Below are 25,424 nucleotides of genomic sequence, written 5' to 3'. Positions count from 1 at the left end.
AGCGTGAGGGAAACGCCCGGTTACATTCCGAACCCGGAAGCTAAGCCTTACAGCGCCGATGGTACTGCAGGGGGGACCCTGTGGGAGAGTAGGACACCGCCGAACAAATATTGAAAGGGTTGGATCCTGAACTTCGGTTCGGGGTCCAACCCTTTTTTGTTGTGTGTCACTTGACGTTCACGTCGCGCGACCAACATCCAGAGCATGGGTACTGCTGCAATGCTCAGGGCCGCCGGCGTCGGAGTCGGTGACGAGGTCGTCGTGCCGGCCTTCGGGAACGTGGAAGTCGCCGAGGCCGTGATCCAGGCCGGTGGGCTGCCGGTGTTCGCCGACATAGATCCGGGGACGTACTGCCTCTATGCGTCAGCTGTCGAGGCGGCCACAACTCCTCGGACAGCGGCGGTCGTTGTCGTACACCGCTTCGGGCGGCCGGCCGACATGGGGCGGATGCTTGAGGTCGGGCAGCGGTACGGGCTTCTGGTGTTGCAGCACGGGGAGTCCGAGGCGCCGTACGACGAGATCGCTCAGCGGCGGCAGCGTGCGGTGTTTCTCGATCTCAAGTTGAGAGGTGTGCGGACGCCCGACGACGGGGACGGGCACACCTATCAGCAGTACGTCGTGCGGGTGCCCGGCAACGGGCGACCCGATCGGGACGCCTTCGCTCGGGCCTTGCGGGCCAGGGGAGTTGACTGCCGGGTGCCCGTCAAGGCGCCGGTGCATCGCATGCCCGCGTTCCGGCGTTGTGTGTCGCTGCCCGAGACCGAGTTGGCCGTCGACGAGACTCTGGCGCTGCCCGTGGACGCCTCGTTGACCAAGCGGGACATGCAGCGGATCGTGTCCGCGTGCAACTCGCTCGGAGGGCTGTTGCAGCCCGCGTTCTGATCGTGCGGGCGTAGTTGGGAGCACGGGGATGTTCGGGGTATGATCTATTTCGTTGCCGCGAGGGAGACCTCGAAAAGCAGCTGGCCCCCCTAGCTCAGTCGGTAGAGCGTCTCCATGGTAAGGAGAAGGTCAACGGTTCGATTCCGTTGGGGGGCTCCGCGCAGAAGGCCCCGCCCAATTGGGCGGGGCCTTTTTCATGTCTGCCGTCAGTTCTTCTGCAGGCCCGGCACGCGCATCGCGAGGATCGCCATGTCGTCGGACGGGGCGTCGGAGGCGAAGCGTTCGACCGCGCGCATGATGCGGGCGGCCACCGCGCCTGCTGTCAGGCCTGTGCAGGTCTTGAGGACGTCCGTCAGGCCGTCGTCGCCCAGCATTCGGGTGCCCTCACGGCGCTCTGTGACGCCGTCCGTGACGCAGAGGAGGACGTCACCGGGGTCGAGGGTGATCGTCTGCTCGTACAGCTCCAGGTCCTCCAGGACGCCCAGGAGGGGCTGGGGCTCCGCCGCCGGTTCCACCGTGCCGTCCTGGCGCAGGCGGAGCGGGAGCGGGTGGCCGGCGCAGACCACCTTCAGTACGGCGCTGCCGTCCTCCTGGGGCCACAACTCGCCGTAGAGGAGGGTCAGGAAGCGGCTGCGGGCGCCCTCGTCGAGGATCGCCGAGTTGAGGCGCTCAAGGACCGCGGGGCCGCCGAAGCCCTCTCGCGCCAGCAGTCGGAGCGCGTGGCGGGCCAGGCCCGTCACCGCGGCGGCCTCCGGGCCCGTACCGCAGACGTCGCCGATGGCGAAGCCGTAGGCACCGTCGCGGATGGGGAAGAGGTCGTAGAAGTCGCCGCCGACCTCGTTGCCCTCGCCGGCCGCGCGGTAGATGACCTCCACCTCGACGCCGTCGATCTCCGGCAACTCCGGGGGCAGGAGGCTGCGTTGGAGGGACTGGCTGATGGCGGTGCGTTCCGAGTAGAGGCGGGCGTTGTCCAGGGCCAGGGCGGCCCGGCGGCTCAAGTCCTCGGCCAGTTCCAGGATTTCCTGGCGGAAGTGTTCGTCCGTCGGCTTGCCGAGGGTGAGCATGCCGATCACGCGGTTGCGGGCGACGAGGGGGAGGACGACCGTCTCGCCGCCGACTGCCGCCGCCGTCGCGAGAGTTGTGCCGATCCCCGAGCTGACCGTGGTGGTGGGCGCGTTGAGGCCCAGGCTGCGCATGGAGGTACGCAGGGCCGCCTGGTGGGCCGCCTCCGCGGGGGCCGACCAGACGCGGGCGCCGGGGGTGGGTACCGGGTCCGGCGGGGCGATCTTCGAGAGGAGGGCCTTGAGGCCGTCGATGCGGTCCTCGTCCTCGTGCAGGACGTACGAGAGGTACGGATCCGAGGCCTGGTCGGCGATCGTGTAGACCGCGCACCAGGTGGCCAGGGTCGGCACCGTCATCTGGGCCATCAGTGCCAGGGTTTGATCACGGTCGAGGGTTCCGGCCAAGAGGTCGGAGGCCTCTACCAGGAAGCTCAGCGAGCCTCGGCGCAGGCGTTCCAGTTCGCCGAGGCGGGCCGACTCCACCGCCAGCGCGATGCGGTCGGCGGCGAACTGGAGCCGCAGCGCCTCTTCGTTCGTGTAGCGGCCCGGGGACTCGGCCGCGACGCCGAGGGAGCCGGTGAGGCGGCCCTCCACCTTCAGGGGGACGGTGACGACCGAGCGCATGCCCGTGCCGCTGAGGAGGGGGACGGCTCCGGGGACGGCCGAGAGGTCGTCGTGGACGGCCGGCATACGGGCCGAGCCGTAGCGGCCGGGGCCGGCCTCGACCGGGACGCGGGCGAAGCGCTGGCGGGCGGAGGGGAGGCCCGTCGAGGCCCGTACCTCCAACTCCGTCTCGTCGTCCGTGGCCAGGAGCAGGAAGGCGGAGTCGGCGTCGAGCATGTCGCGGGCGCGCTCCACCGTGCGCTGAAGGAGGCCGTCGAGGTCGTCCGGGGCCGGGGAGCCGATGAACACCTCGAAGGGGTCGGTGTTCGGGCCATCGGAGGACGAGGCGGAGTCGGACGAGCTGCCGCGCAACGGGGTCTGCAGGACCGCCCGTTCGTGGTCGCGGACGAGGAGGCAGACCGTCGAGGGCTCGCCGTCGGTGTCGCGGACGCGGAGGTGGGAGGCGTACACCGGGGTGACGCGGCCGTTGGCGCCCCTTATGCCGTAACTGCCTTCCCAGCGGGAGAGTTGGAGGGCCTCGACGATGCCGGTGCTGGTGCCCGGGGTGTGCGGCCAGGCGGCGAGGTCGGTGAGGGGTTTGCCGATGACCGACTCGGGTGCGTAGCCGAAGAGTTCCTCGGAGTCCTCGTTCCATGCCGCGATGGATCCGGAGCGGTCGATCTGGATGACCGCGACCCGGACCCGGCCGTCGGCCAGCGGGAGGAGGTCGGCGGGGAGGGCCGGGCCCGCGGAGCGGGTGCCCACCGCGCGGTGGGGGAGTTCGAGTTGGAACCAGACCTGTTTCTGTGTGGGCGTGTACTCGACGCCCCAGCGGCCGGCCAGCGCCGCGCACAGCTGGAGGCCGCGGCCTCCCTCCCGGTCGGGGCTGCCCATGTTGACGGGCGAGCCCTGGAGGGGGATCTCGCGCTCCGGGTAGCGGTCGGCGACCTCGATACGTACGCCGTCGTCACTGCGTAGACACAGGACGTCCGCGGAGGTGCCCGCGTGGATCACGGCATTGGTGACCAGCTCGCTCGTGAGGACCACGGCGTCGTCGACGATGTCCGCGAAGCCCCAGCCCTGGAGGGTGTCGCGGACGAAGGATCGGGCGGTCGCCACCGATCGCCCGACCGGGTCGAAGGTGGCTGCCGCGCGCGCGGTGATCACAGAACTCCTCGTCCGGTTGTCGGAGTGCGGCGTGCCGGGGCCGATCCGGTCCTGCCGGGGCAGGGTTCGGTTCCCCGTCGGCCGGGGATCCTGGGGTGCTTCCCCGGGATGCAGTCCGGTGGTCATGGTGCGGTGCCCCTCCGATGCCTGCCCGCTCGTGGTCGTGCCACCGCCCAGACCGGACGGGCCGGTGTGGCTGGACAGCCGCATGCAAGGTTACTTACCTTCGCGGTCCATGCGGATGCAGGTCTGCAGTGTTTACGTCCCCAGAGTGTGCGGACGGTGTGCGAAGCTGCCGAACTGTTATGGCCGGGTTCGGACAGGGTGAAACACTGGGCAGGCTCCAGGAGAAGGTCCAGGCACGGCTGGCAGTATCCGGGTACGCCCGAGTGATGGCAGAGCACACAGAGCAGAAACGGTCGACCCCTTCGGGAGGGACACAGTGGAGTCTGGCGCAGCGACGCGGGGCACTAAGACGCGCGCGAAAGGCGGACAGTCCCTGAGTAACCGGCGTAAACCGCGCAATGGCACGACCGAGGTGGACACGGCTGCTCTGGACCGGCTGTTGTCGGCCCTGGAGTCGATGCGTGACGGCAACTTCCGTAAGCGGCTCACGGTGTCCGGCGACGGCGTCATGTCGGAGATCGCGGCCGTCTTCAATGAGGTGGCCGACCGTAATCTTCACTTGACGGGTGAATTGTCGCGCGTACGGCGCATGGTGGGGCGCGAGGGGAAGCTGACCGAGCGGCTTGAGTCGGGCGCCAGCGAGGGCTCGTGGGCCGCGGCGATCGATGCCTCGAACGCTCTTGTCGACGATCTCGTACGTCCGGTCTCCGAGGTCGGCCGGGTGCTGAGCGCGGTCGCGGAGGGCGATCTGTCGCCCCGGATGGAGCTGCGGGCGCAGGCCGCCGACGGCAACGGGCATCCGCTGCGCGGGGAGTTCCTCAAGGTCGGGCGCACGGTCAACAATCTCGTCGACCAGTTGTCGACGTTCACCGACGAGGTCACGCGGGTGGCCAGCGAGGTCGGTACGGAGGGCAAGCTGGGCGGTCAGGCCCAGGTGCGCGGGATGTCCGGTTCATGGCGGGACCTCACGGACTCGGTCAACACCATGGCGTACCGGCTGACTGCGCAGGTGCGGGACATCGCGCTGGTGACGACGGCGGTCGCGAAGGGCGACTTGTCCCGGAAGGTCACGGTTCATGTGGCCGGCGAGATGCTGGAGCTGAAGAACACCGTCAACACGATGGTCGACCAGCTGTCGTCCTTCTCCTCCGAGGTGACGCGAGTCGCGCGCGAGGTGGGTACCGAGGGAGAGCTGGGCGGCCAGGCGCAGGTGCCGGGTGTGGCGGGAGTGTGGAAAGACCTCACCGATTCGGTGAATCTTATGGCCGGCAACCTGACGGCCCAGGTGCGTGGGATCGCGCAGGTGACGACCGCGGTCGCCAATGGTGATCTGTCGCAGAAGGTGACGGTGTCGGCGCGGGGTGAGGTCGCCCAGCTCGCCGAGACGATCAACCAGATGACGGAGACGCTGCGGACGTTCGCGGACGAGGTCACCAGGGTCGCCAACGAGGTCGGTGGCGAGGGGCGGCTCGGCGGGCAGGCGAACGTGCCGGGTGCGGCGGGGACGTGGAAGGACCTGACGGACTCCGTCAACACGGTTTTCCGGAACCTCACCACCCAGGTGCGGGACATCGCCGCCGTGACGACCGCTGTGGCCAGCGGTGATCTGTCGCAGAAGGTCAGCGTCGAGGTCGCCGGCGAGATGCTGGAGCTGAAGAACACCGTCAACGGGATGGTTGACCAGCTGTCCGCGTTCGGTGCCGAGGTGACCCGGGTGGCGCGGGAGATCGGCGTCGAGGGCGAACTGGGCGGCCAGGCCGAGGTGCCGGGTGCGGCGGGGACGTGGAAGGACCTGACGGACTCCGTCAACACGGCGTTCAGGAACCTCACCGGACAGGTGAGGAACATCGCCCAGGTGACGACCGCGGTGGCCAATGGGGACCTGTCCCAGAAGGTCACCGTCGATGTGTCCGGCGAGATGCTCCAGCTGAAGAACACCGTGAACACGATGGTGGACCAGCTGTCGAGCTTCGCCGACCAGGTGACGCGGATGGCCCGTGACGTGGGTACGGAGGGCCGCCTCGGCGGTCAGGCACGCGTGGACGGCGTGTCCGGTACGTGGAAGGAACTCACCGACTCCGTCAACTTCATGGGTGGCAACCTGACCTCCCAGGTGCGGCAGATCGCCCAGGTGACGACGGCCGTGGCCCGGGGCGACCTGTCCCAGAAGATCGATGTTGACGCTCGCGGCGAGATCCTTGAGTTGAAGAACACGATCAACACCATGGTTGATCAACTCTCGGCCTTCGCCGACCAGGTGACCCGGGTCGCCCGTGACGTGGGTACGGAGGGCCGCCTCGGCGGGCAGGCGCAGGTGCCCGGGGTCGCCGGTGTGTGGCGGGACCTCACGGACTCCGTGAACGGCATGGCCGGCAACCTCACAGCCCAGGTGCGCAACATCGCCCAGGTGGCGACCGCGGTGGCCCGGGGTGACCTGTCCCAGAAGATCACCGTGGACGCGCGCGGGGAGATCCTGGAGCTGAAGAACACCCTGAACACGATGGTCGACCAGCTGTCGTCCTTCGCCCAGGAGGTCACGCGAGTGGCCCGTGAGGTGGGTACGGAGGGCATGCTCGGCGGTCAGGCCGAGGTGCAGGGTGTCTCCGGCACCTGGAAGGACCTCACGCAGTCCGTGAACTTCATGGCGAACAACCTGACCATCCAGGTGCGCAACATCGCCGAGGTCACGACCGCGGTCGCCAAGGGCGACCTGTCGAAGAAGATCACTGTTGACGCGAAGGGCGAGATCCTTGAACTCGTCACGACGGTCAACACCATGGTTGATCAACTGTCGTCGTTCGCCGAGCAGGTGACGCGAGTCGCGCGCGAGGTGGGCACGGAGGGCATCCTCGGTGGTCAGGCCCACGCGTCGGGTGTCACGGGCATCTGGAAGGACCTCACCGACAACGTCAACCTGATGGCCAACAACCTGACCGTCCAGGTGCGCAACATCTCCCAGGTCGCGGCGGCCGTCGCCAACGGCGACCTCACGCGGACGGTGACGATCGAGGCGCGCGGTGAGGTCGCGCAGCTCGCCGACACCTTCAACACCATGGTGAAGACGCTGAGTTCGTTCGCCGACCAGGTCACCAAGGTGGCCCGTGAGGTGGGTACGGACGGCATCCTGGGCGGGCAGGCACGGGTGCCCGGTGTGGCCGGTACCTGGAAGGACCTCACCGAGTCGGTGAACGGGATGGCGTCCAACCTGACCGGCCAGGTGCGCAACATCGCGATGGTCACGACGGCCATCGCCAAGGGTGACTTGACGAAGAAGATCGACATTGACGCTCGTGGCGAGATTCTTGAGCTGAAGACGACGATCAACACCATGGTTGATCAACTGTCGTCCTTCGCCGAGGAGGTCACCCGAGTCGCCCGGGAGGTGGGTACGGAGGGCCAGCTCGGCGGCCAGGCACGCGTGCGTGACGTCGACGGCACCTGGCGCGACCTCACCGAGTCGGTGAACGAGATGGCCGGGAACCTGACCCGGCAGGTGCGTGCCATCGCGCGCGTGGCGACCGCGGTGACCCGTGGTGACCTCAACCTGAAGATCGACGTGGACGCCTCCGGGGAGATCCAGGAACTTCAGGACTACATCAACAAGATGATCGCCAACCTGCGCGACACCACGATCGCCAACAAGGAACAGGACTGGCTCAAGGGCAACCTCGCCCGGATCTCCGCCCTGATGCAGGGCCGCCGGGACCTCGACGACGTGGCCTCGCTGATCATGAGCGAGCTGACCCCGGTCGTCACCGCCCAGCACGGCGCGTTCTTCCTGGCGATGCGGACGGTCGACGCCAAGGACCCGGGAGGCGTGCCGGAGAACGCGTACGAACTGCGCATGCTCGGCTCGTACGGCTACTCCATGGGCTCCATGCCGACCTCGTTCCGGCCCGGTGAGGCGCTGGTCGGGACCGCCGCCCAGGAGAAGCGCACGATCCTCGTGGAGAACGCGCCGAGCGGCTATCTGAAGATCTCCTCGGGGCTCGGCGAGGCGCCGCCCGCGCAGGTGATCGTGCTGCCGCTGCTGTTCGAGGGGAAGGTGCTCGGGGTCATCGAACTGGCGTCGTTCACGCCGTTCACGCAGATCCAGAAGGACTTCCTCAACCAGATCGCCGAGATGATCGCGACCAGCGTCAACACCATCTCCGTCAACACCAAGACGGAGGTGCTGCTGAAGCAGTCGCAGGAGCTGACCGAGCAGCTGCGGGAGCGCTCGGCCGAGCTGGAGAACCGGCAGAAGGCCCTCCAGTCGTCCAACGCGGAGCTGGAGGAGAAGGCCGAGCTGCTGGCCCAGCAGAACCGCGACATCGAGGTCAAGAACACGGAGATCGAGGAGGCGCGGCAGGTCCTGGAGGAGCGCGCCGAGCAACTCGCCGTGTCGATGCGCTACAAGAGCGAGTTCCTCGCCAACATGTCGCACGAGCTGCGTACGCCGCTCAACTCGCTGCTGATCCTGGCCAAGCTGCTCGCCGACAACGCGGACACCAACCTCACGCCCAAGCAGGTCGAGTTCGCCGAGACCATCCACGGGGCGGGCTCGGATCTGCTCCAGCTGATCAACGACATCCTCGACCTGTCGAAGGTCGAGGCGGGCAAGATGGACGTCTCCCCGACGCGCATCGCGCTCGTGCAGCTCGTCGACTACGTGGAGGCCACTTTCCGTCCGCTGACCGCGGAGAAGCGCCTCGACTTCTCCGTACGGGTCTCGCCGGACCTGCCCGCCACGCTGCACACCGACGAACAGCGGCTGCTCCAGGTGCTGCGCAACCTGCTGTCCAACGCGGTGAAGTTCACCGACACGGGAGCGGTCGAGCTGGTCATCCGGCCGGCCGGTGCGGAGGTCCCGGTGGCCATCCGGGAGCAGTTGCTGGAGGCGGGTTCGCTGCGGGACGCGGACGCCGACATGATCGCGTTCTCGGTGACCGACACCGGCATCGGTATCGCGGCCAGCAAGATGCGGGTGATCTTCGAGGCGTTCAAGCAGGCGGACGGCACGACCAGCCGCAAGTACGGCGGTACGGGGCTGGGGCTGTCCATCTCGCGCGAGATCGCGCGGCTGCTCGGCGGTGAGATCCACGCGCAGAGCGAGCCGGGCCGCGGTTCGACGTTCACGCTGTATTTGCCGCTGCACCCGAGTGAACTGCCCCCGCAGGGCTACGCTCAGCTGACGCCCTCCCTGGAGGTCGGCGAGCTGCTGGCCTCCGAGGCGGAGCTGGCCGGGGCGGACATCGAGACGCCGGCCGAGGTGAAGTCGTACCAGGAGGCGCAGAACGGGCCCGCCGCGCTCTTCAGGCGGCGGCGCAGGTCCGTGTCGGTGGCCGAACTGAACGCCTCCTCCCGGGCGAACGGCCATTGGGCGGCGGCCGGCGAGCAGGAGGCGGCGCAACAGCCGCGCCGGGGCATCCACTTCGACGGCGAGAAGGTGCTGATCGTCGACGACGACATCCGCAACGTGTTCGCGCTGACGAGCGTCCTGGAGCAGCACGGGCTGTCGGTGCTGTACGCCGAGAACGGCCGGGAAGGCATCGAAGTCCTGGAACAGCACGACGATGTGACAGTCGTACTGATGGACATCATGATGCCGGAGATGGACGGATACGCGACGACCTCGGCGATCCGCAGGATGCCGCAGTTCGCCGGGCTTCCGATCATCGCGCTGACCGCGAAGGCGATGAAGGGCGACCGGGAGAAGGCGATCGAGTCGGGGGCCTCGGACTATGTGACCAAGCCCGTCGACCCCGATCACCTGCTGTCGGTGATGGAGCAGTGGATGCGGGAGGAGTGACGGCTGAGCTGGGTGTTTCCGTCGCGAGGACGGGAACCTCCGGTGTTCACACGGAGTTGCTGACTCAGTGTGGCCGAAGCCGTGTAGAAGTGCGGGATTCGGGGAACCTTCTGGTCTCCCGCTACGTTTCTGCTACGTGCACAGTGACATCGCGGTGACAGGGTGTGGCGACAGGCGGGGTGCGGCTACCATGACCGGCACGAGGACGGGCGGCGCAAGGGAGCCGTCCCCTGGGGCGGCGCGCGGTGGCGCTGCCCCAAGTCCTGAGGACAGGGGAGGCCCCAAGCCGGGGCGAGGAGGGCGGGCCATGGTGCAGAAGGCCAAGATCCTCCTGGTCGATGACCGGCCGGAGAATCTGCTGGCGCTGGAGGCCATCCTCTCTGCGTTGGATCAGACACTGGTGCGGGCATCGTCCGGGGAGGAAGCGCTCAAGGCACTTCTGACGGACGACTTCGCGGTCATTCTGCTGGACGTCCAGATGCCGGGCATGGACGGCTTCGAAACGGCCGCGCACATCAAGCGGCGGGAGCGGACCCGGGACATCCCGATCATCTTCCTCACCGCGATCAACCACGGTCCGCACCACACCTTCCGGGGGTACGCGGCGGGCGCGGTGGACTACATCTCCAAGCCGTTCGACCCCTGGGTGCTGCGGGCGAAGGTCTCGGTGTTCGTCGAGCTGTACATGAAGAACTGCCAACTCCGGGAGCAGGCCGCCCTGTTGCGGCTCCAGCTGGAGGGCGGTGGCGGCAAGGCGGCGGTCGGCGCGGCCAAGGAGCCGGCGGGCCTGCTCGCCGAACTCTCCGCGCGGCTCGCGGCCGTCGAGGAGCAGGCCGAGGCGCTGTCCAAGCAACTCGACGACGAGTCGGCGGACGCGGCGGCGGTGGCCACGGCAGCACACCTCGAACGCAAACTGACCGGCCTGCGCCGGGCTCTGGACGCGCTCGAACCGGGCACCGGGAGCGGGGCACCTTCGGTGCCGTCGCAGAACTGACCCACACTTCGAACGTAGTTGCGCGTGAGCGCGCGTCAGTTTCGCGCTCACGCAAGGGCGACACGAACGGGTGAAGCGGGGACACACGTGTCCGCTGTCGTCTCCACCGGTAACCTCACACACATGGCCCCACGTCCTTCCGCAGCCAAGAAGCCGCCCGCGAAGAAGGCAGCCGCGCCCGCGAAGGCTCCGGCGAAGAAGGCCGCGGCCAAAAAAGCCCCCGCGAAGAGGGCGCCCGCCAGGAAGACAGCGGCGAAGAAGGCCGCGCCCGCTCCGGCGCCCAGCCCGACCGGGGGCGTCTACCGTCTCGTGCGCGCCCTGTGGCTCGGTATCGCGCACGCCGTCGGTGCCGTGTTCCGCGGGATAGGACAGGGCGCGAAGAACCTCGACCCGGCACACCGGAAGGACGGCGTGGCACTGCTGTTGCTCGCCCTCGCGCTGATCGTCGCCGCGGGCACCTGGTCGAACCTGCGCGGACCCGTCGGCGACCTCGTCGAGATGCTGGTCACCGGTGCGTTCGGCCGGCTCGACCTGCTGGTGCCGATACTGCTGGCGGTCATCGCCGTACGGTTCATCCGGCACCCCGAGAAGCCCGAGGCCAACGGCCGGATCGTCATCGGGCTGTCCGCGCTCGTCATCGGTGTGCTCGGGCAGGTCCACATCGCGTGCGGCGCCCCCGCGCGCAGCGAGGGCATGCAGGCGATAAGGGACGCCGGCGGGCTCATCGGCTGGGGAGCGGCGACCCCGCTGACGTACACCATGGGCGAGGTCCTCGCCGTACCGCTGCTGGTGCTGCTCACGGTCTTCGGGCTGCTCGTGGTCACCGCGACGCCCGTCAACGCGATTCCGCAGCGGCTGCGGCAGCTCGGGGTCCGGCTCGGCATCCTCCACGACCCCGAGGACGACGCGTTCTCCGAGGACGACGAGCAGTACGAGGACCAGTGGCGCGAGTCGTTGCCCGGGCGCCCTCGCAAGCGCGGGTCCGCCCCCGAGGCGTACGACCCGGACAGCGCCGAGCAGGACGCGCTCTCCAAGCGCCGGAGCCGCCCCAGACGCTCCGTACGGCAGCCCGACCCCGGGCGGCCGATGGACGCCGTGGACGTCGCCGCAGCAGCCGCTGCCGCCCTCGACGGGGCCGTCCTGCACGGCATGCCGCCCTCGCCGATCGTCGCCGACCTCACCCAGGGGGTGAGCGCGGGCGGCGACCGCGCGGAGACGACCCCGACGCCCACTCCCGTACCGGCGGCGCGGCCCAAGCAGGAGAAGCTCAGGGCGGAGCCGGTCAAGGCCGCGGTCGCGGACCTCACGAAGGCGCCGCCGGAGGAGATGCGCGACCTGCCGCCGCGCGCCGAACAGCTCCAGCTCTCCGGGGACATCACCTACTCGCTGCCCTCGCTCGACCTCCTGGAGCGCGGCGGCCCCGGCAAGACCCGCAGCGCGGCGAACGACGCGGTGGTCGCCTCCCTCACGAACGTCTTCATGGAGTTCAAGGTCGACGCCGCGGTCACGGGCTTCACCCGCGGTCCGACGGTCACGCGGTACGAGGTCGAACTGGGCCCCGCGGTGAAGGTCGAGCGGATCACCGCCCTCGCCAAGAACATCGCGTACGCCGTCGCCAGCCCCGACGTACGGATCATCAGCCCGATCCCCGGCAAGTCGGCGGTCGGCATCGAGATCCCCAACACCGACCGCGAGATGGTCAACCTGGGCGATGTGCTCCGGCTGGCCGACGCGGCCGAGGACGACCACCCGATGCTGGTCGCGCTCGGCAAGGACGTCGAGGGCGGCTATGTGATGGCCAACCTCGCCAAGATGCCGCACCTGCTCGTCGCAGGTGCGACCGGTTCCGGCAAATCGTCCTGCATCAACTGCCTGATCACGTCGATCATGGTCCGGGCGACCCCCGAGGACGTCCGCATGGTCCTCGTCGACCCCAAGCGCGTCGAGCTGACCGCGTACGAGGGCATCCCGCACCTGATCACACCGATCATCACCAACCCGAAGCGGGCCGCGGAGGCGCTCCAGTGGGTCGTACGCGAAATGGATCTGCGGTACGACGATCTGGCCGCGTTCGGATTCCGGCACATCGACGACTTCAACGAGGCCATCAGGAACGGCAAGGTCAAGCTGCCCGAGGGCAGTGAGCGCGAGCTGTCGCCGTACCCGTATCTGCTGGTGATCGTCGACGAGCTGGCCGACCTGATGATGGTGGCCCCCAGGGACGTCGAGGACGCGATCGTGCGCATCACGCAGCTCGCGCGCGCGGCCGGTATCCATCTGGTCCTCGCCACGCAGCGGCCGTCCGTTGATGTAGTGACCGGGTTGATCAAGGCGAACGTGCCGTCAAGGCTCGCCTTCGCCACCTCCTCGCTGGCCGACTCGCGGGTCATCCTGGACCAGCCCGGCGCCGAGAAGCTGATCGGCAAGGGCGACGGGCTGTTCCTGCCGATGGGCGCCAACAAGCCCACCCGTATGCAGGGCGCCTTCGTGACCGAGGACGAGGTCGCGGTCATCGTCCAGCACTGCAAGGACCAGATGGCGCCGGTCTTCCGGGACGACGTCACCGTGGGCACCAAGCAGAAGAAGGAGATCGACGAGGAGATCGGCGACGACCTCGAACTGCTGTGCGCGGCGGCCGAACTGGTCGTCAGCAGTCAGTTCGGGTCCACGTCGATGCTCCAGCGCAAGTTGCGGGTGGGGTTCGCCAAGGCGGGGCGGCTGATGGACCTCATGGAGACCCGGGGGATCGTCGGGCCGAGCGAGGGCTCCAAGGCGCGTGACGTTCTTGTGAAGGCTGACGGTTTGGACGAGATGCTCGCGGTTATTCGTGGGGAGACTGAGGCGTAGGGACTCGCCCGGTGTGCGGCGTCCGTGTGTGCGGCAACCGGGTGGTCGATCGTGACTCACTCGTAAGGGATCATTGAGCAACCGTTTCCCTTCCGCGTACGTCAAGTTGAGGGAGGCGACAGATCGTTGCCTCACCATGACCTGACCATCGGCGTGTCCTGGCCATTCCGATGGCGTACAAAGTCCCTCCGCCCAGTTGCCCCACCCTTCCCGAACCCCCCTAAACTGAACCTCCAGCACAGGTGGCTAAACGCTCGAAAGGCGCCCCCGTGTCCATCGGCAACTCCCCACAAGGCGAGCGTCCGTTCGAAGAAGACCGCGACGACCGCGAGGAAGCAGCCCGCCCCTCGATCGGTCGCGCCCTCCAGCAGGCCCGCATCGCGGCGGGGCTGACCGTCGACGACGTCAGTTCCGCCACCCGGGTCCGGATCGCCATCGTGCACGCGATCGAACAGGACGACTTCGACGCCTGTGGCGGAGACGTCTACGCGCGCGGGCACATCCGGACCCTCGCCCGTGCCGTCCACCTCGATCCCGAACCGCTGCTCACGCGGTTCGCCGACGCCCGCGGCGGGCGTCCGGCGCCCACCCCTGCCGCACCCCTGTTCGAGGCGGAACGCATCCGCCCCGAGCGGCGCGGTCCGAACTGGACCGCGGCGATGGTCGCCGCGATCGTCGCTGTGATCGGCTTCGTCGGCTTCACCCTGGTCAACGGGGGCGACGACAACGAGGGCACGCAGGCGGGGGTCGCCGAGGGCTCCACGCCCACGGCCAGCCAGCCGGCCTCGCCCACACCCAAGAAGGACAAGCCCGCCGATCCCAAGCCGGACCCGTCGGACAGCGCGATCGCGGCAGCCCCGCGCGACAAGGTGACCGTCCAGGTGAGCGCCGCGGACGGGCGCAGCTGGATCTCCGCCAAGGACCACAACGGCCGGCTGCTCTTCGACGGCCTGCTCAAGCAGGGTCAGTCCCAGACCTTCCAGGACAACGAGGAGATCAACCTCGTCCTGGGCGACGCGGGCGCGATCCAGCTGTACGTGAACGGCAAGAAGATCGAGGACGAGTTCCAGCCGGGGGCCGTCGAGCGGCTCACGTACACGAAGGGCGACCCCGAGGTCGGCTAGGCGGTACTGCGCATTCGGTGTTCACAGGTACGGGGCTGGCTCACATGGGGTCAGCCCCGTCGACGTGGGGTGTCAGTGGGACGAAGTAGTCTTGAGCCCATGCCTGAACGCCGTACCGTCGCACTCGTCACCCTTGGCTGCGCCCGTAACGAGGTGGACTCGGAGGAGCTCGCAGGCCGCTTGGAGGCGGACGGCTGGCAACTCGTGGAGGACGCCGAGGACGCGGACGTCGCCGTCGTCAACACCTGTGGCTTCGTCGAGGCCGCCAAGAAGGACTCCGTCGACGCCCTCCTGGAGGCCAACGACCTCAAGGGGCACGGCAGAACCCAGGCCGTCGTCGCGGTGGGCTGCATGGCCGAGCGGTACGGCAAGGAACTCGCCGAGGCCCTCCCCGAGGCCGACGGCGTGCTCGGCTTCGACGACTACGCCGACATCTCCGACCGCCTGCAGACCATCCTGAACGGCGGCATCCACGCCTCGCACACCCCGCGCGACCGGCGCAAGCTGCTGCCGATCAGCCCGGCGGAGCGGCAGAGCGCGGGTGCGGGGGTCGCTCTTCCGGGGCACGGCACCGCCACGGAGGCCGACGCCGCACCGGTGGAGCCCGTCGAGGCCCCCGCCGACCTGCCCGAAGGTGTCGCTCCGGTCTCCGGACCGCGTGCGCCGCTGCGCCGACGGCTCGACGGCTCGCCCGTCGCCTCGGTGAAGCTCGCCTCCGGCTGCGACCGGCGCTGCTCCTTCTGCGCCATCCCGTCCTTCCGCGGCTCCTTCATCTCGCGCCGCCCGAGCGACGTACTGAACGAGACCAGGTGGCTCGCCGAGCAGGGCGTCAAGGAGGTCATGCTGGTCTCCGAGAACAACACCTCGTACGGCAAGGACCTGGGCGACATCCGCCTGCTGGAGTCGCTGCTGCCCGAGCTGGCGGACGTCGACGGCATCGAGCGCGTGCGCGTGAGCTACCTCCAGCCCGCCGAGATGCGCCCGGGGCTCATCGACGTACTGACCTCGACCCCGAAGATCGCCCCCTACTTCGACCTCTCCTTCCAGCACTCCGCGCCCGACGTGCTGCGCGCGATGCGGCGCTTCGGTGACACCGACCGCTTCCTGGAGCTGCTCGACACCATCCGGAGCAAGGCCCCGCAGGCCGGTGTGCGGTCCAACTTCATCGTGGGCTTCCCCGGTGAGACCGAGGCCGACCTGGCGGAGCTGGAGCGGTTCCTGAACAACGCGCGCCTGGACGCCATCGGGGTCTTCGGGTACTCCGACGAGGACGGCACGGAAGCGGCGACGTACGAGAACAAGCTGGACGAGGACGTCGTCGCGGCCCGGCTCGCCCGGGTCTCCCGGCTGGCCGAGGAACTGGTCTCGCAGCGCGCCGAGGAGCGCGTCGGCGAGACCGTCCAGGTGCTGGTCGAGTCGGTCGGCGGCGAGGAGGGCGCGTACGGCCGGGGTGAGCACCAGGCGCCGGAGACGGATGGCCAGGTGCTGTTCACCAACTTCGCGGACTTCGAGGGCCTCACGAGCGGCGAAGGTCTGAGCGTCGGCCGTATCGTCGAGGCCAAGGTGGTCGGTACGGAAGGTGTCGACCTGGTGGCCGAGCTGCTCCCGGGCTCGCTCGGCTCGCTCGCGTGTTCGGAGTCAGAGGAGGCGGCCAGATGACCGGAGTCCCGGCATCCGCGGCGGGCGGATCCGCCGGCGCGCGGAACGCCAAGGGCGTGCCGGGAGCGATGGGTGTGCCGGGCGCGTTGGGTGCTACCGGGGTCTCAGGTCCCGCGGTCGCCTCCGGGCCCGTCGGGTCCGCTGTCGGCTCCGGGGCGTCAGGGTCGTCGCCCTCGCTCGACTCCGGGGATTCCGGTGCTCAGGGCGGTGTGAAGGCGGTGCGTGGCGGAAAGCTGGGGGCCGCGGCCGTCAATCAGGCCAGCCTCTGGAACATCGCGAACATTCTTACGATGATCCGGCTGCTGCTTGTGCCGGGCTTCGTCGCGCTGATGCTGGCCGACGGCGGGTACGACCCGGCGTGGCGCTCGCTCGCCTGGGCCGCCTTCGCCGTCGCCATGATCACCGACATCTTCGACGGTCATCTGGCACGTACGTACGACCTTGTCACCGACTTCGGGAAGATCGCCGACCCCATCGCCGACAAGGCGATCATGGGCGCGGCGCTGATCTGTCTCTCCGCGCTCGGTGATCTGCCGTGGTGGGTGACCGGTGTGATCCTCGGGCGTGAACTCGGGATCACGCTGCTGCGCTTCGTCGTGATCCGGTACGGGGTGATCCCCGCGAGCCGTGGCGGCAAGGTCAAGACGCTCACGCAGGGCGTGGCCGTCGGGATGTACGTCCTGGCGCTGACGGGTCCGCTGGCGACGCTGAGGTTCTGGGTGATGGCCGCGGCGGTCGTGCTGACCGTGGTGACAGGGCTCGACTACGTAAGACAGGCCATTGTGCTGCGCAGGCAGGGAATCGCCGAGCGCGAGGCCGCTTCGGTGGAGGCGGAACGGTGAGTTCCGTGGCCGCCGACGTGGTGAGACTACTGACAGTGAGGGGTGAGACGCTCGCTGTCGCGGAGTCCCTCACGGGCGGTCTGGTTGCGGCGGAGATCACATCGGTGCCCGGAGCCTCCAAGGCGTTCCGGGGTGCGGTGACGGCGTACGCGACGGAACTGAAGCACCGGGTGCTCGATGTCGACGCCATCCTGCTGGCCACCCGAGGAGCGGTGGATCCGCAGGTCGCGGCCCAGATGGCGGCAGGAGTCCGCAGGGTTCTCGGCGCCGACTGGGGCATCGCGACGACCGGTGTGGCCGGCCCGGAACCCCAGGACGGGCAGCCCGTCGGGACGGTTTTCGTCGCCGTGGACGGCCCTTCCGGAGCCGACTCGGGCGCCGAAGGTGGCGGAAAAGTGGCGTCCCTGCGGTTGAACGGCTCCCGGGCGGAAATTCGTATGGAGAGTGTACGGAGCGTACTCGCACTCCTCCTGGAGGAGATTGCGGGCGAACAGACCGGGAACGAGCGGGCACAGGATACGGAACAGAACGGGGGGACCTGATGTTTGCAGCCCTGAGTGAACACGACATCGCTCCCCGCACGGCCGCGGCGCAAGGCGGTACGGTGGGGCGTGAAGGATGCGGCTACGCGGTCCGAGGAGGGAGCCACCGATGATTCTGCTCCGTCGCCTGTTGGGTGACGTGCTGCGTCGGCAGCGCCAGCGCCAGGGCCGTACTCTGCGCGAAGTCTCCTCGTCCGCCCGAGTCTCACTCGGCTATCTCTCCGAGGTGGAGCGGGGGCAGAAGGAGGCATCCTCCGAGTTGCTCTCCGCGATCTGCGACGCGCTGGACGTACGGATGTCCGAGCTCATGCGGGAAGTGAGTGACGAACTCGCCCTCGCCGAGCTGGCCCAGTCTGCTGCGGCCAACGAGCCTGTACCCACGCCGGTGCGTCCAATGCTCGGTTCCGTATCGGTGGCCGGTGTGCCACCGGAACGGGTGACCATCAAGGCGCCCGCCGAGGCGGTGGATGTCGTCGCCGCCTGAGGTGCACGAGCAGCACGAACAGTGAGTGTGTGAGAGCCCCGGCCGGGGCTTCTCCGGGGAGACCCGGGGGAGTGCGGCCGGGGTTTTCGCGTTGTGCGCGCTCTCGTCGGTACGGCTGTGGATCCGTCCGGGGCGCGTCCGTGGGGGCCGTCCCTGGGTGCGTTTGCCGGTGTGTCGTGGGGCCGTCATGGTGGGGAGGAGGCGAGCGCGTACGGGTTGCCGGAAGGTCGTCGCTGGGTACGCGGTGCGCCTCTGTGCCGGTGATGCGCCCTGTTTGCGGGTGAGCGTGGCGTTCTAGCGTGGGGCTGGAGGTGAGCCATGGCAGTGCGGATACTTCGCTGGGGGGCGCTGCTGGGGCTCGGTGCCGTGTGGTGGTGGGCCGTGCTGCGGCTCGCGCTGGCGCCCGGTGCGGGGGTGCTGGAGGGGGCGGTCGCGGCCGGGGGGTGGGGGCTGAGTCTGCTGCCGGTGCACTGTGTGCCGAAGGCGCGGGCGGTGCGGGCGGCTCGGGGGGGTGGCGGTCGCGAGGGCGGTTCCGGGGTCGGCTGACGGGGATGCTGGTCGGGGCGCCGGTGGGGGTGTCGGTCCTACCAGGGCATCGCTACGCCGCCGTTCGGGCGGAGGATCTGGCCCGTCGTGAACGCCGACGCGTCGGACGCCAGATGCAGCACCGCGTGGGCGACCTCCTCCGGCTCGCCTACCCGGCCCAGCGGGGCCATCCGGGACATCAGCGCCTCGGTGTGCGCCTGTGCCTCGCCGTCGTGGCGGTCGGTCATCGGCGTACGGATCCAGCCGGGCGCGACGGCGTTGACGCGGATGCCGTGGCGTCCGATCTCGGCGGCCAGCGTCTTCGTCAGCTGGACGACCGCCGCCTTCGCCACGCCGTAGCAGAGCAGGCCGGGGTTGCCGGTGTCGACGGCGCCCGAGGCCATGGTGACGATGCTGCCCCTCGTGTTCCGGGAGATCATCAGACGGGCCGCCTCCTGGCAGGCGTACAGCACGCCCTTGAAGTTGACGCCCAGGACCCGGTCGAGATCCTCGTCGCGGGTCTCCAGCACGGGGCTGCTGTGCATGATCCCGGCGACCGCCGCCATGACGTCCAGCCGCTCGCACGCGGCCACGGCCTGCCGGACCTGGGTTCGGTCGGTGACGTCCAGGTGGTGGGTACGGGCCGTGCCGCCCATGCCCTTGATCAGCGTCGCCGTCTCGTGCAGCCCCTGCGCGTCCCGGTCGGCGCAGTGCACCACGGCGCCCGCTTCGGCGAGCAGTACGGCGGACGCGCGTCCGATGCCGCTGGCGGCCCCGGTGACGAATGCGGTGCGTCCGGTGAGGTCGTACGCCTGTACGGGCATGCTGGGACGGTACGAGGGTTTCTGACGGGGCGTCAACTGGTCGTGCGGGGGGTGTCCGTTGTGCGGGGCGGTCTCGGTCGTACGTCTCAGTCGTACCGGGGTGACTTCCGGCTGTACGGGGGTGACCTTCGGTGTGCTCTGACGGCGCCGGGGGCCGGGGCCGGGCCCGGTTGGCAGGTCGGGCACCAGTAGGTGGGGCGTTCGCGGGAGCCGTCGCCCTGGTCGGCGACGCGGATCGGGGTCCGGCAGCGCAGACAGGGGCGGGGTGCGCGGCCGTACACGAAGAGGTCCTGGCCGCGCAGGCCCGTCGTACTGCGGACCGGGCGGTCCCGGTTGGCTTCGAGGAGCTTCTTCGCGAGCGCGGGCAGCTTCGCGGCGCGATCGGCGGGCAGCTCGCCGAGGGGGAGCCATGGGGTGGCGCCCAGGAGGAAGGACAGCTCGCTCTTGTAGACGTTGCCGATGCCGGCGAGATTGCGCTGGTCGAGCAGGGCCTCGCCGAGGGGACGGGCGGGGTCCGCGAGGAGGTTGGCGAGGGCCTGCTCGGGGTCCCAGTCGGGGCCCAGGAGGTCGGGGCCGAGGTGGCCGACGGCCCGGGGTTCGTCGGTGGTGCGGAGGAGTTCGAGTACGGGGAGGCGGTAGCCGACGGCGGTGCGGTCCGCGGTGCCGAGGATCGCCCGGATCTGGTGGGAGGGGCCGCCGCTCCAGCGCCTGCCGTTCTCGTAGACCTTCCAGGAACCGTCCATCCGCAGATGCGAGTGGAGGGTCAGGCCGCCCTCGACACGGGTGAGGAGGTGCTTGCCGCGCGGGGTGACCTCCAGGACAGTGCGGCCGGTGAGGTCGGCCGTGGCGTACTTGGGCACGCGGAGGTCGGAACGGGTCAGCACCTTGCCGGCGAGTGCGGTGTGCAGTCTCCTCGCGGCCTGCCAGACCGTGTCACCTTCGGGCATGGGACCAGGGTGGCATGTCGGGGTGGGGGAGGTGGTCGGTCATGCGCGTAGGCGCAGGCCGCGGGGGGTCGCGATGAAGCCTGCTCCTTCCAGGAGGGTGCCGAAGGGGGAGGTCAGGGCTGCGGCGCCGTTGACCCGCTCCACCGTGACCGTGCCGAGGGAGCCCGCGCGGGCCGCTGCGGCCAGGGCTTCCGCCGCCGCGTGCAGACGGGGGTCCTCAGTGGGGTGGACGTCCGGTTCGGAGGGCCAGGCCAGCAGGGTCTTGCCGCCGCGCTCCATGTAGAGCGTCAGCTCTCCGTCGACCAGTACCACCAGCGAACCGGCCTTGCGGCCCGCCTTGTGACCGGCGCCGGTCGGGGGCTCGGGCCAGGGGAGCGCGGCGCCGTACGCGTTCGCCGGATCGGCGGCTGCGAGGACTACGGCACGGGAGGTTCCGGAGGGGGTGGTGGGGGCGGAGGCGGCGGAGTGGGTGCGGGACATGGCGTTCGTGGCGAAGCCGTGGGTGGGAGTGGGCGTGGGTGTGTTCCGGGCGGTGGGGGTGTGGGGGGATTCGGGGCTGAAGTCGAGGTCGAAGTCGAGGTCCGCCACGAAGCCGTGGTCTGTGGGGGAGTCGACGTTGTGTGCGTCGGTCGTGCCGGAGGGCGGGGTCGGTCGGTAGTCGCCGCGGTCTCGGGCGTTCGCCGTTGCCCGGAGGCGGTCCACCGCGCCGTCCATGGCGAACTGGGCGGCTCCGAGGCCCTCCACCACATAGCCGCGACGGGCCTGACCACTGTCCTCGAAGGCGGAGAGGATGCGGTACACGGCCGAGAAGCCGCCCTCCACGCCTTCCGCGGCAACGGCTCCCCGGGTCACCACGCCGTGGCGGTCGAGCAGGGTGCGGGCCAGGGCGTGGGCGCGGACAGTGAGATCGGGCTCATGGGCGGGGAGCAGGGACCAGCGGCCGGCCACGGTCGGGGGGCCGCTGCGTGAGGCGGGGCGTGCGGCGGCCGTCAGCGAGCCGTACCGGCCGCGCGGGACGGCGCGTTTCGCCCGGTGTGCCGTCGAGCCCGCCGTACGGCCCGAGCCGAGGAGCGAGCGCATCGGGGCGAGCGTGTCGTTCGTGAGCCGGCCCGACCAGGCCAGGTCCCAGACGGCGTCGGCCAGCTGGGGATCCGTGGCGTCCGGGTGCGTGGTGGCGCGGACCTGGTCGGCGATCTGGCGGAAGAAGAGCCCGTAGCCCCCGGCGAGGATGTCGAGGACGGACTGGTGGAGTGCGGTGGGTTCCAGGGGGTGGGGCGGTGGCAGGAGCAGCGGGGCCGCGTCCGCGAGGTACAGGGACACCCAGCCGTCCTTGCCGGGGAGGGCGCCCGCCCCGGCCCAGACGATCTCCCCGGCTGCCGTGAGTTCGTCGAGCATCGCCGGGGCGTAGTTCGCCACCCGGGACGGCAGGACCAGCTTCTCCAGGGCGGACGCCGGCACGGAGGCCCCTTGCAGTTGCTCGACCGCCCGGACCAGTCCGTCGATACCGCGCAGCCCGTGGCCCTTGCCGATGTGCTGCCACTGCGGCAGGAACTGCGCGAGCGCCGCGGGCGACACCGGCTCCAGTTCGTGCCGCAGAGCGGCCAGCGAACGGCGCCGGAGGCGGCGCAGGACCGTCGCGTCGCACCACTCCTGGCCGATGCCCGCCGGGTGGAACTCCCCCTGTACGACACGGCCGGTCGCCGCCAGCCGCTGGAGCGCGCCCTCGGTGACCGCCACGCCCAGGCCGAAACGGGCCGCCGCCGTGGCCGAGGTGAACGGGCCGTGGGTGCGGGCGTGGCGGGCGAGGAGGTCGCCGAGCGGGTCCTTGACCGGCTCGGTGAAGGCCTCCGGGACGCCGACCGGCAGTGCCGTGCCGAGCGCGTCGCGCAGGCGGCCCGCGTCCTCGATCGCCGCCCAGTGGTCGGCGCCGCCGATACGGACCCGGATCGCGCGGCGGGCGCCGGCCAGCTCCCGGGCCCACTGCGGATCGGCGCCGCGCTCGGCCAGCTCGGCGTCCGTGAGCGGGCCCAGCAGACGCAGCAGGTCCGCGACGCCTTCGGCGTCCTTCACGCGTCGGTCCTCGGTGAGCCACTGGAGTTCCCGCTCCAGCTCCGTCAGCACCTCGGCGTCCAGCAGCTCGCGCAGCTCCGCCTGGCCCAGCAGCTCGGCCAGCAGCCGCGAGTCCAGCGACAGGGCGGCGGCGCGCCGTTCGGCCAACGGTGAGTCGCCCTCGTACAGGAACTGTGCGACGTACCCGAAGAGGAGGGAGCGGGCGAAGGGGGAGGGCTCGGGGGTGGTGACCTCGACCAGGCGCACCTTGCGGGACTCGATGTCGCCCATCAGCTCCACGAGCCCGGGCACGTCGAAGACGTCCTGGAGGCATTCGCGGACCGCTTCGAGGACGATGGGGAACGAACCGAACTCGCTTGCCACCTGGAGCAGTTGGGAGGCCCGCTGGCGCTGCTGCCACAGGGGGGTGCGCTTGCCGGGGCTGCGGCGCGGGAGCAGCAGGGCGCGCGCGGCGCACTCGCGGAAGCGGGCCGCGAACAGGGCCGAGCCGCCCACCTGTTCGGTGACGATCCGGTCGACCTCGCCCTTGTCGAAGGTCACGTCCGCCGCGCCTACGGGAGCCTGCTCCGCGTCATACTCCGTGCCGGTCTTCAGCGGTTCCTGGTCGAGCAGGTCCAGGCTCATCAGATCGGCGTCCGGGAGGCGCAGCACGATGCCGTCGTCGGCGTGCATGACCTGGGCGTCCATGCCGTACCGCTCGGAGAGTTTGGCGCCCAGCGCGAGTGCCCAGGGGGCGTGGACCTGGGCGCCGAAGGGGGAGTGGACGACGACCCGCCAGTCGCCGAGTTCGTCGCGGAACTGCTCCACGACGATGGTCCGGTCGTCCGGGATGTGGCCGCAGGCCTCGCGCTGTTCGGCCAGGTAGGAGATGACGTTGCCCGCGGCCCAGGTGTCGAGTCCGGCGGCGAGCAGGCGGCTGCGGGCGGCCTCCTCGGGCAGTGAGCCGACCTCGCGCAGGAACGCGCCCACCGCGCGGCCCAGTTCCAGCGGGCGGCCCAGCTGGTCGCCCTTCCAGAAGGGGAGGCGGCCGGGCACCCCGGGAGCGGGGGACACCAGGACGCGGTCACGGGTGATGTCCTCGATACGCCAGGAACTCGTACCGAGCGTGAAGACGTCCCCCACGCGGGACTCGTACACCATCTCCTCGTCCAGCTCGCCGACCCGGCCGCCGCCCTTCTTGGGGTCGGCACCGGCGAGGAAGACGCCGAAGAGCCCGCGGTCCGGAATCGTGCCCCCGGAGGTGACGGCGAGGCGCTGCGCACCCGGGCGGCCGGTCACGGTGCCGGCGACGCGGTCCCACACCACGCGCGGGCGCAGCTCCGCGAACGCGTCGGACGGATAGCGGCCCGCGAGCATGTCCAGGACCGCGGTGAACGCCGAATCCGGGAGGGCGGCGAAGGGGGCCGCGCGGCGGACCGCGGACAGCAGGTCGTCGACCTGCCAGGTGTCCAGCGCCACCATCGCGACGAGCTGCTGGGCGAGGACGTCCAGGGGGTTGGCGGGGACCCTCAGGGACTCGATGGAACCGGTGCGCATGCGCTCGGTGACCACGGCCGCCTGGACGAGGTCCCCCCGGTACTTGGGGAAGACGACGCCCGTGGAGACCGCGCCCACCTGGTGCCCGGCGCGGCCGACGCGCTGCAGTCCGGAGGCCACGGACGGGGGTGACTCGACCTGGACGACCAGGTCGACCGCGCCCATGTCGATGCCCAGTTCGAGGCTGGAGGTGGCCACCACGGCGGGCAGCCGGCCCGCCTTGAGGTCCTCCTCGACGAGCGCGCGCTGCTCCTTGGAGACCGAGCCGTGGTGGGCCCGGGCGATGACCGGAGGCGCGCCCTGGGCCGCGCCCGAGCCGCCCATCAGCTCTGCGGGCGCGTGGTGTTCGGCGAGGGGCTCGCCGGTGGCCCGCTCGTACGCGATCTCGTTGAGCCGGTTGCACAGGCGCTCCGCGAGGCGCCGGGAGTTGGCGAACACGATCGTCGAGCGGTGCGCCTGGACGAGATCGGCGATCCGTTCCTCGACATGCGGCCAGATGGACGGGCGCTCGGCGCCGTCGTTCGCGTCGGCGACCGGGGAGCCGCCGAGTTCGCCCAGGTCTTCGACCGGGACGACGACCGAGAGGTCGAACTCCTTGCCGGACTTGGGCTGGACGATCTCCACCTTGCGCTGGGGGGAGAGATAGCGCGCGATCTCGTCGACCGGGCGGACGGTCGCGGAGAGGCCGATGCGCCGGGCGGGCCTCGGCAGCAGCTCGTCCAGCCGCTCCAGAGAGAGCGCGAGATGCGCGCCGCGCTTGGTGCCCGCGACCGCGTGCACCTCGTCCAGGATCACCGTCTCCACGCCCGTCAGCGCGTCGCGCGTGGCCGACGTGAGCATCAGGAACAGTGACTCCGGGGTGGTGATCAGGATGTCCGGCGGGCGGGTGGCCAGGGCTCGGCGCTCGGCGGGCGGGGTGTCGCCGGAGCGGATGCCCACCTTGACCTCGGGCTCGGGCAGGCCCAGGCGTACGGATTCCTGGCGGATGCCCGTGAGGGGGCTGCGCAGGTTGCGTTCCACGTCGACCGCGAGGGCCTTGAGCGGTGACACGTAGAGCACGCGGCAGCGTTTGTGGGGGTCGGCCGGCGGGGGTGTCGAGGTGAGCTGGTCGAGTGCGGCGAGGAACGCGGCCAGGGTCTTGCCGGAGCCGGTCGGAGCTACCACCAGCACGTCCGAGCCCTCGCCGATGGCCTGCCACGCGCCCGCCTGGGCCGCGGTGGGCGCGGAGAAGGCCCCCGTGAACCAGCCGCGGGTCGCGGGGGAGAAGCCGTCCAGGGCTCGGTGTGCGGAGCTGACCATGCGTCCATCCTGCACCTCGGCACTGACAATCGGGCTGACCTGCGGGTTTGCCTCCGGCGGTGGGGCGGGGGGCGGCGGTGAGTGGGGCGAGGTCGTGTGCG

14 protein-coding genes, 1 tRNA gene and 1 rRNA gene are annotated in these 25,424 nt (G+C 70.2%); 12 read left to right on the top strand and 4 right to left on the bottom strand.

Annotation, left to right across the window (positions count from 1 at the left end; all coding sequences use genetic code 11):
- The 3 genes from rrf to ACWDR4_RS22020 form a co-directional block, all read left to right on the top strand.
- Positions 1-105, top strand: a 5S ribosomal RNA gene (rrf, locus tag ACWDR4_RS22030); the annotation flags it as partial.
- A 114-nt stretch (positions 106-219) separates the two neighbouring features.
- Positions 220-882, top strand: a complete 663-nt coding sequence (locus ACWDR4_RS22025; RefSeq protein WP_450410788.1) for a DegT/DnrJ/EryC1/StrS family aminotransferase — start codon at positions 220-222, stop codon at positions 880-882.
- Positions 883-965: 83 nt separating this feature from the next.
- Positions 966-1,038: transfer RNA gene (locus ACWDR4_RS22020), tRNA-Thr, on the top strand.
- 50 nt (positions 1,039-1,088) lie between these two features.
- On the opposite strand, the gene ACWDR4_RS22015 is transcribed toward ACWDR4_RS22020, so the two are convergent.
- The gene (locus tag ACWDR4_RS22015) at positions 1,089-3,839 is read right to left on the bottom strand and encodes a SpoIIE family protein phosphatase (protein WP_450410786.1); all 2,751 of its coding nucleotides are present in this window, start codon (positions 3,837-3,839) and stop codon (positions 1,089-1,091) included.
- A 316-nt stretch (positions 3,840-4,155) separates the two neighbouring features.
- Here ACWDR4_RS22015 and ACWDR4_RS22010 point away from each other — a divergent pair, with 316 nt between their 5' ends.
- The 9 genes from ACWDR4_RS22010 (at position 4,156) to ACWDR4_RS21970 (ending at position 18,668) form a co-directional block, all read left to right on the top strand.
- Positions 4,156-9,630: a HAMP domain-containing protein gene (locus ACWDR4_RS22010; RefSeq protein ID WP_450410776.1), complete on the top strand. Its 5,475-nt coding sequence runs from the start codon at positions 4,156-4,158 to the stop codon at positions 9,628-9,630.
- Positions 9,631-9,937: 307 nt separating this feature from the next.
- Complete coding sequence (locus tag ACWDR4_RS22005) at positions 9,938-10,624, top strand: response regulator (RefSeq protein ID WP_235474458.1); 687 nt, start codon at positions 9,938-9,940, stop codon at positions 10,622-10,624.
- Between the two features lie 123 nt (positions 10,625-10,747).
- Positions 10,748-13,471 (top strand): DNA translocase FtsK, encoded by a 2,724-nt coding sequence (locus ACWDR4_RS22000; RefSeq protein ID WP_450410775.1) that lies wholly within the window; start codon positions 10,748-10,750, stop codon positions 13,469-13,471.
- Between the two features lie 269 nt (positions 13,472-13,740).
- Positions 13,741-14,595 (top strand): helix-turn-helix domain-containing protein, encoded by an 855-nt coding sequence (locus ACWDR4_RS21995; protein ID WP_450410774.1) that lies wholly within the window; start codon positions 13,741-13,743, stop codon positions 14,593-14,595.
- 99 nt (positions 14,596-14,694) lie between these two features.
- Positions 14,695-16,254: a 30S ribosomal protein S12 methylthiotransferase RimO gene (rimO, locus tag ACWDR4_RS21990; protein WP_450410772.1), complete on the top strand. Its 1,560-nt coding sequence runs from the start codon at positions 14,695-14,697 to the stop codon at positions 16,252-16,254.
- Positions 16,251-17,096 carry a CDP-diacylglycerol--glycerol-3-phosphate 3-phosphatidyltransferase gene (pgsA, locus tag ACWDR4_RS21985; protein WP_450410770.1) on the top strand — a complete coding sequence of 282 codons (846 nt, stop codon included), beginning with the start codon at positions 16,251-16,253 and terminating at the stop codon, positions 17,094-17,096. The genes rimO and pgsA overlap by 4 nt, the downstream gene beginning before the upstream one ends.
- Positions 17,093-17,638 (top strand): CinA family protein, encoded by a 546-nt coding sequence (locus ACWDR4_RS21980; RefSeq protein WP_450410769.1) that lies wholly within the window; start codon positions 17,093-17,095, stop codon positions 17,636-17,638. Before pgsA ends, ACWDR4_RS21980 begins: the two co-directional genes overlap by 4 nt.
- Before the next feature lie 109 nt (positions 17,639-17,747).
- Positions 17,748-18,122 carry a helix-turn-helix domain-containing protein gene (locus tag ACWDR4_RS21975; protein ID WP_235474452.1) on the top strand — a complete coding sequence of 125 codons (375 nt, stop codon included), beginning with the start codon at positions 17,748-17,750 and terminating at the stop codon, positions 18,120-18,122.
- A 318-nt stretch (positions 18,123-18,440) separates the two neighbouring features.
- Positions 18,441-18,668: a hypothetical protein gene (locus tag ACWDR4_RS21970; protein ID WP_450410768.1), complete on the top strand. Its 228-nt coding sequence runs from the start codon at positions 18,441-18,443 to the stop codon at positions 18,666-18,668.
- 38 nt (positions 18,669-18,706) lie between these two features.
- Here the strand turns inward: ACWDR4_RS21970 and ACWDR4_RS21965 are convergent, their stop codons facing one another.
- From ACWDR4_RS21965 to ACWDR4_RS21955, 3 genes are all read right to left on the bottom strand, one after another.
- On the bottom strand, positions 18,707-19,471 hold the full coding sequence (locus tag ACWDR4_RS21965) for an SDR family NAD(P)-dependent oxidoreductase (protein WP_450410767.1): 765 nt from the start codon (positions 19,469-19,471) through the stop codon (positions 18,707-18,709).
- An 86-nt stretch (positions 19,472-19,557) separates the two neighbouring features.
- Positions 19,558-20,418, bottom strand: a complete 861-nt coding sequence (locus ACWDR4_RS21960) for an Fpg/Nei family DNA glycosylase (protein ID WP_450410765.1) — start codon at positions 20,416-20,418, stop codon at positions 19,558-19,560.
- Between the two features lie 39 nt (positions 20,419-20,457).
- Positions 20,458-25,323 (bottom strand): ATP-dependent helicase, encoded by a 4,866-nt coding sequence (locus ACWDR4_RS21955; protein ID WP_450410763.1) that lies wholly within the window; start codon positions 25,321-25,323, stop codon positions 20,458-20,460.
- Positions 25,324-25,424 lie beyond the last annotated feature (101 nt).

It is taken from the genome of Streptomyces sp. NPDC000878, assembly GCF_053599695.1.
The sequence above is the reverse complement of the archived record's forward strand: the minus strand, read 5'-3'. Positions and strand labels throughout refer to the sequence as shown.

Excerpts from the sequence above, each read along its gene's own strand:
- ACWDR4_RS22005 (WP_235474458.1), top strand. The coding sequence starts at position 9,938 with ATGGTGCAGAAGGCCAAGATCCTCCTGGTCGATGACCGGCCGGAGAAT.
- rimO (WP_450410772.1), top strand. The coding sequence starts at position 14,695 with ATGCCTGAACGCCGTACCGTCGCACTCGTCACCCTTGGCTGCGCCCGT.
- ACWDR4_RS21955 (WP_450410763.1), bottom strand. The coding sequence starts at position 25,323 with ATGGTCAGCTCCGCACACCGAGCCCTGGACGGCTTCTCCCCCGCGACC.
- pgsA (WP_450410770.1), top strand. The coding sequence starts at position 16,251 with ATGACCGGAGTCCCGGCATCCGCGGCGGGCGGATCCGCCGGCGCGCGG.
- ACWDR4_RS21970 (WP_450410768.1), top strand. The coding sequence starts at position 18,441 with ATGGCAGTGCGGATACTTCGCTGGGGGGCGCTGCTGGGGCTCGGTGCC.
- ACWDR4_RS22015 (WP_450410786.1), bottom strand. The coding sequence starts at position 3,839 with ATGACCACCGGACTGCATCCCGGGGAAGCACCCCAGGATCCCCGGCCG.
- ACWDR4_RS21960 (WP_450410765.1), bottom strand. The coding sequence starts at position 20,418 with ATGCCCGAAGGTGACACGGTCTGGCAGGCCGCGAGGAGACTGCACACC.
- ACWDR4_RS21965 (WP_450410767.1), bottom strand. The coding sequence starts at position 19,471 with ATGCCCGTACAGGCGTACGACCTCACCGGACGCACCGCATTCGTCACC.
- ACWDR4_RS22025 (WP_450410788.1), top strand. The coding sequence starts at position 220 with ATGCTCAGGGCCGCCGGCGTCGGAGTCGGTGACGAGGTCGTCGTGCCG.
- ACWDR4_RS21975 (WP_235474452.1), top strand. The coding sequence starts at position 17,748 with ATGATTCTGCTCCGTCGCCTGTTGGGTGACGTGCTGCGTCGGCAGCGC.
- ACWDR4_RS22000 (WP_450410775.1), top strand. The coding sequence starts at position 10,748 with ATGGCCCCACGTCCTTCCGCAGCCAAGAAGCCGCCCGCGAAGAAGGCA.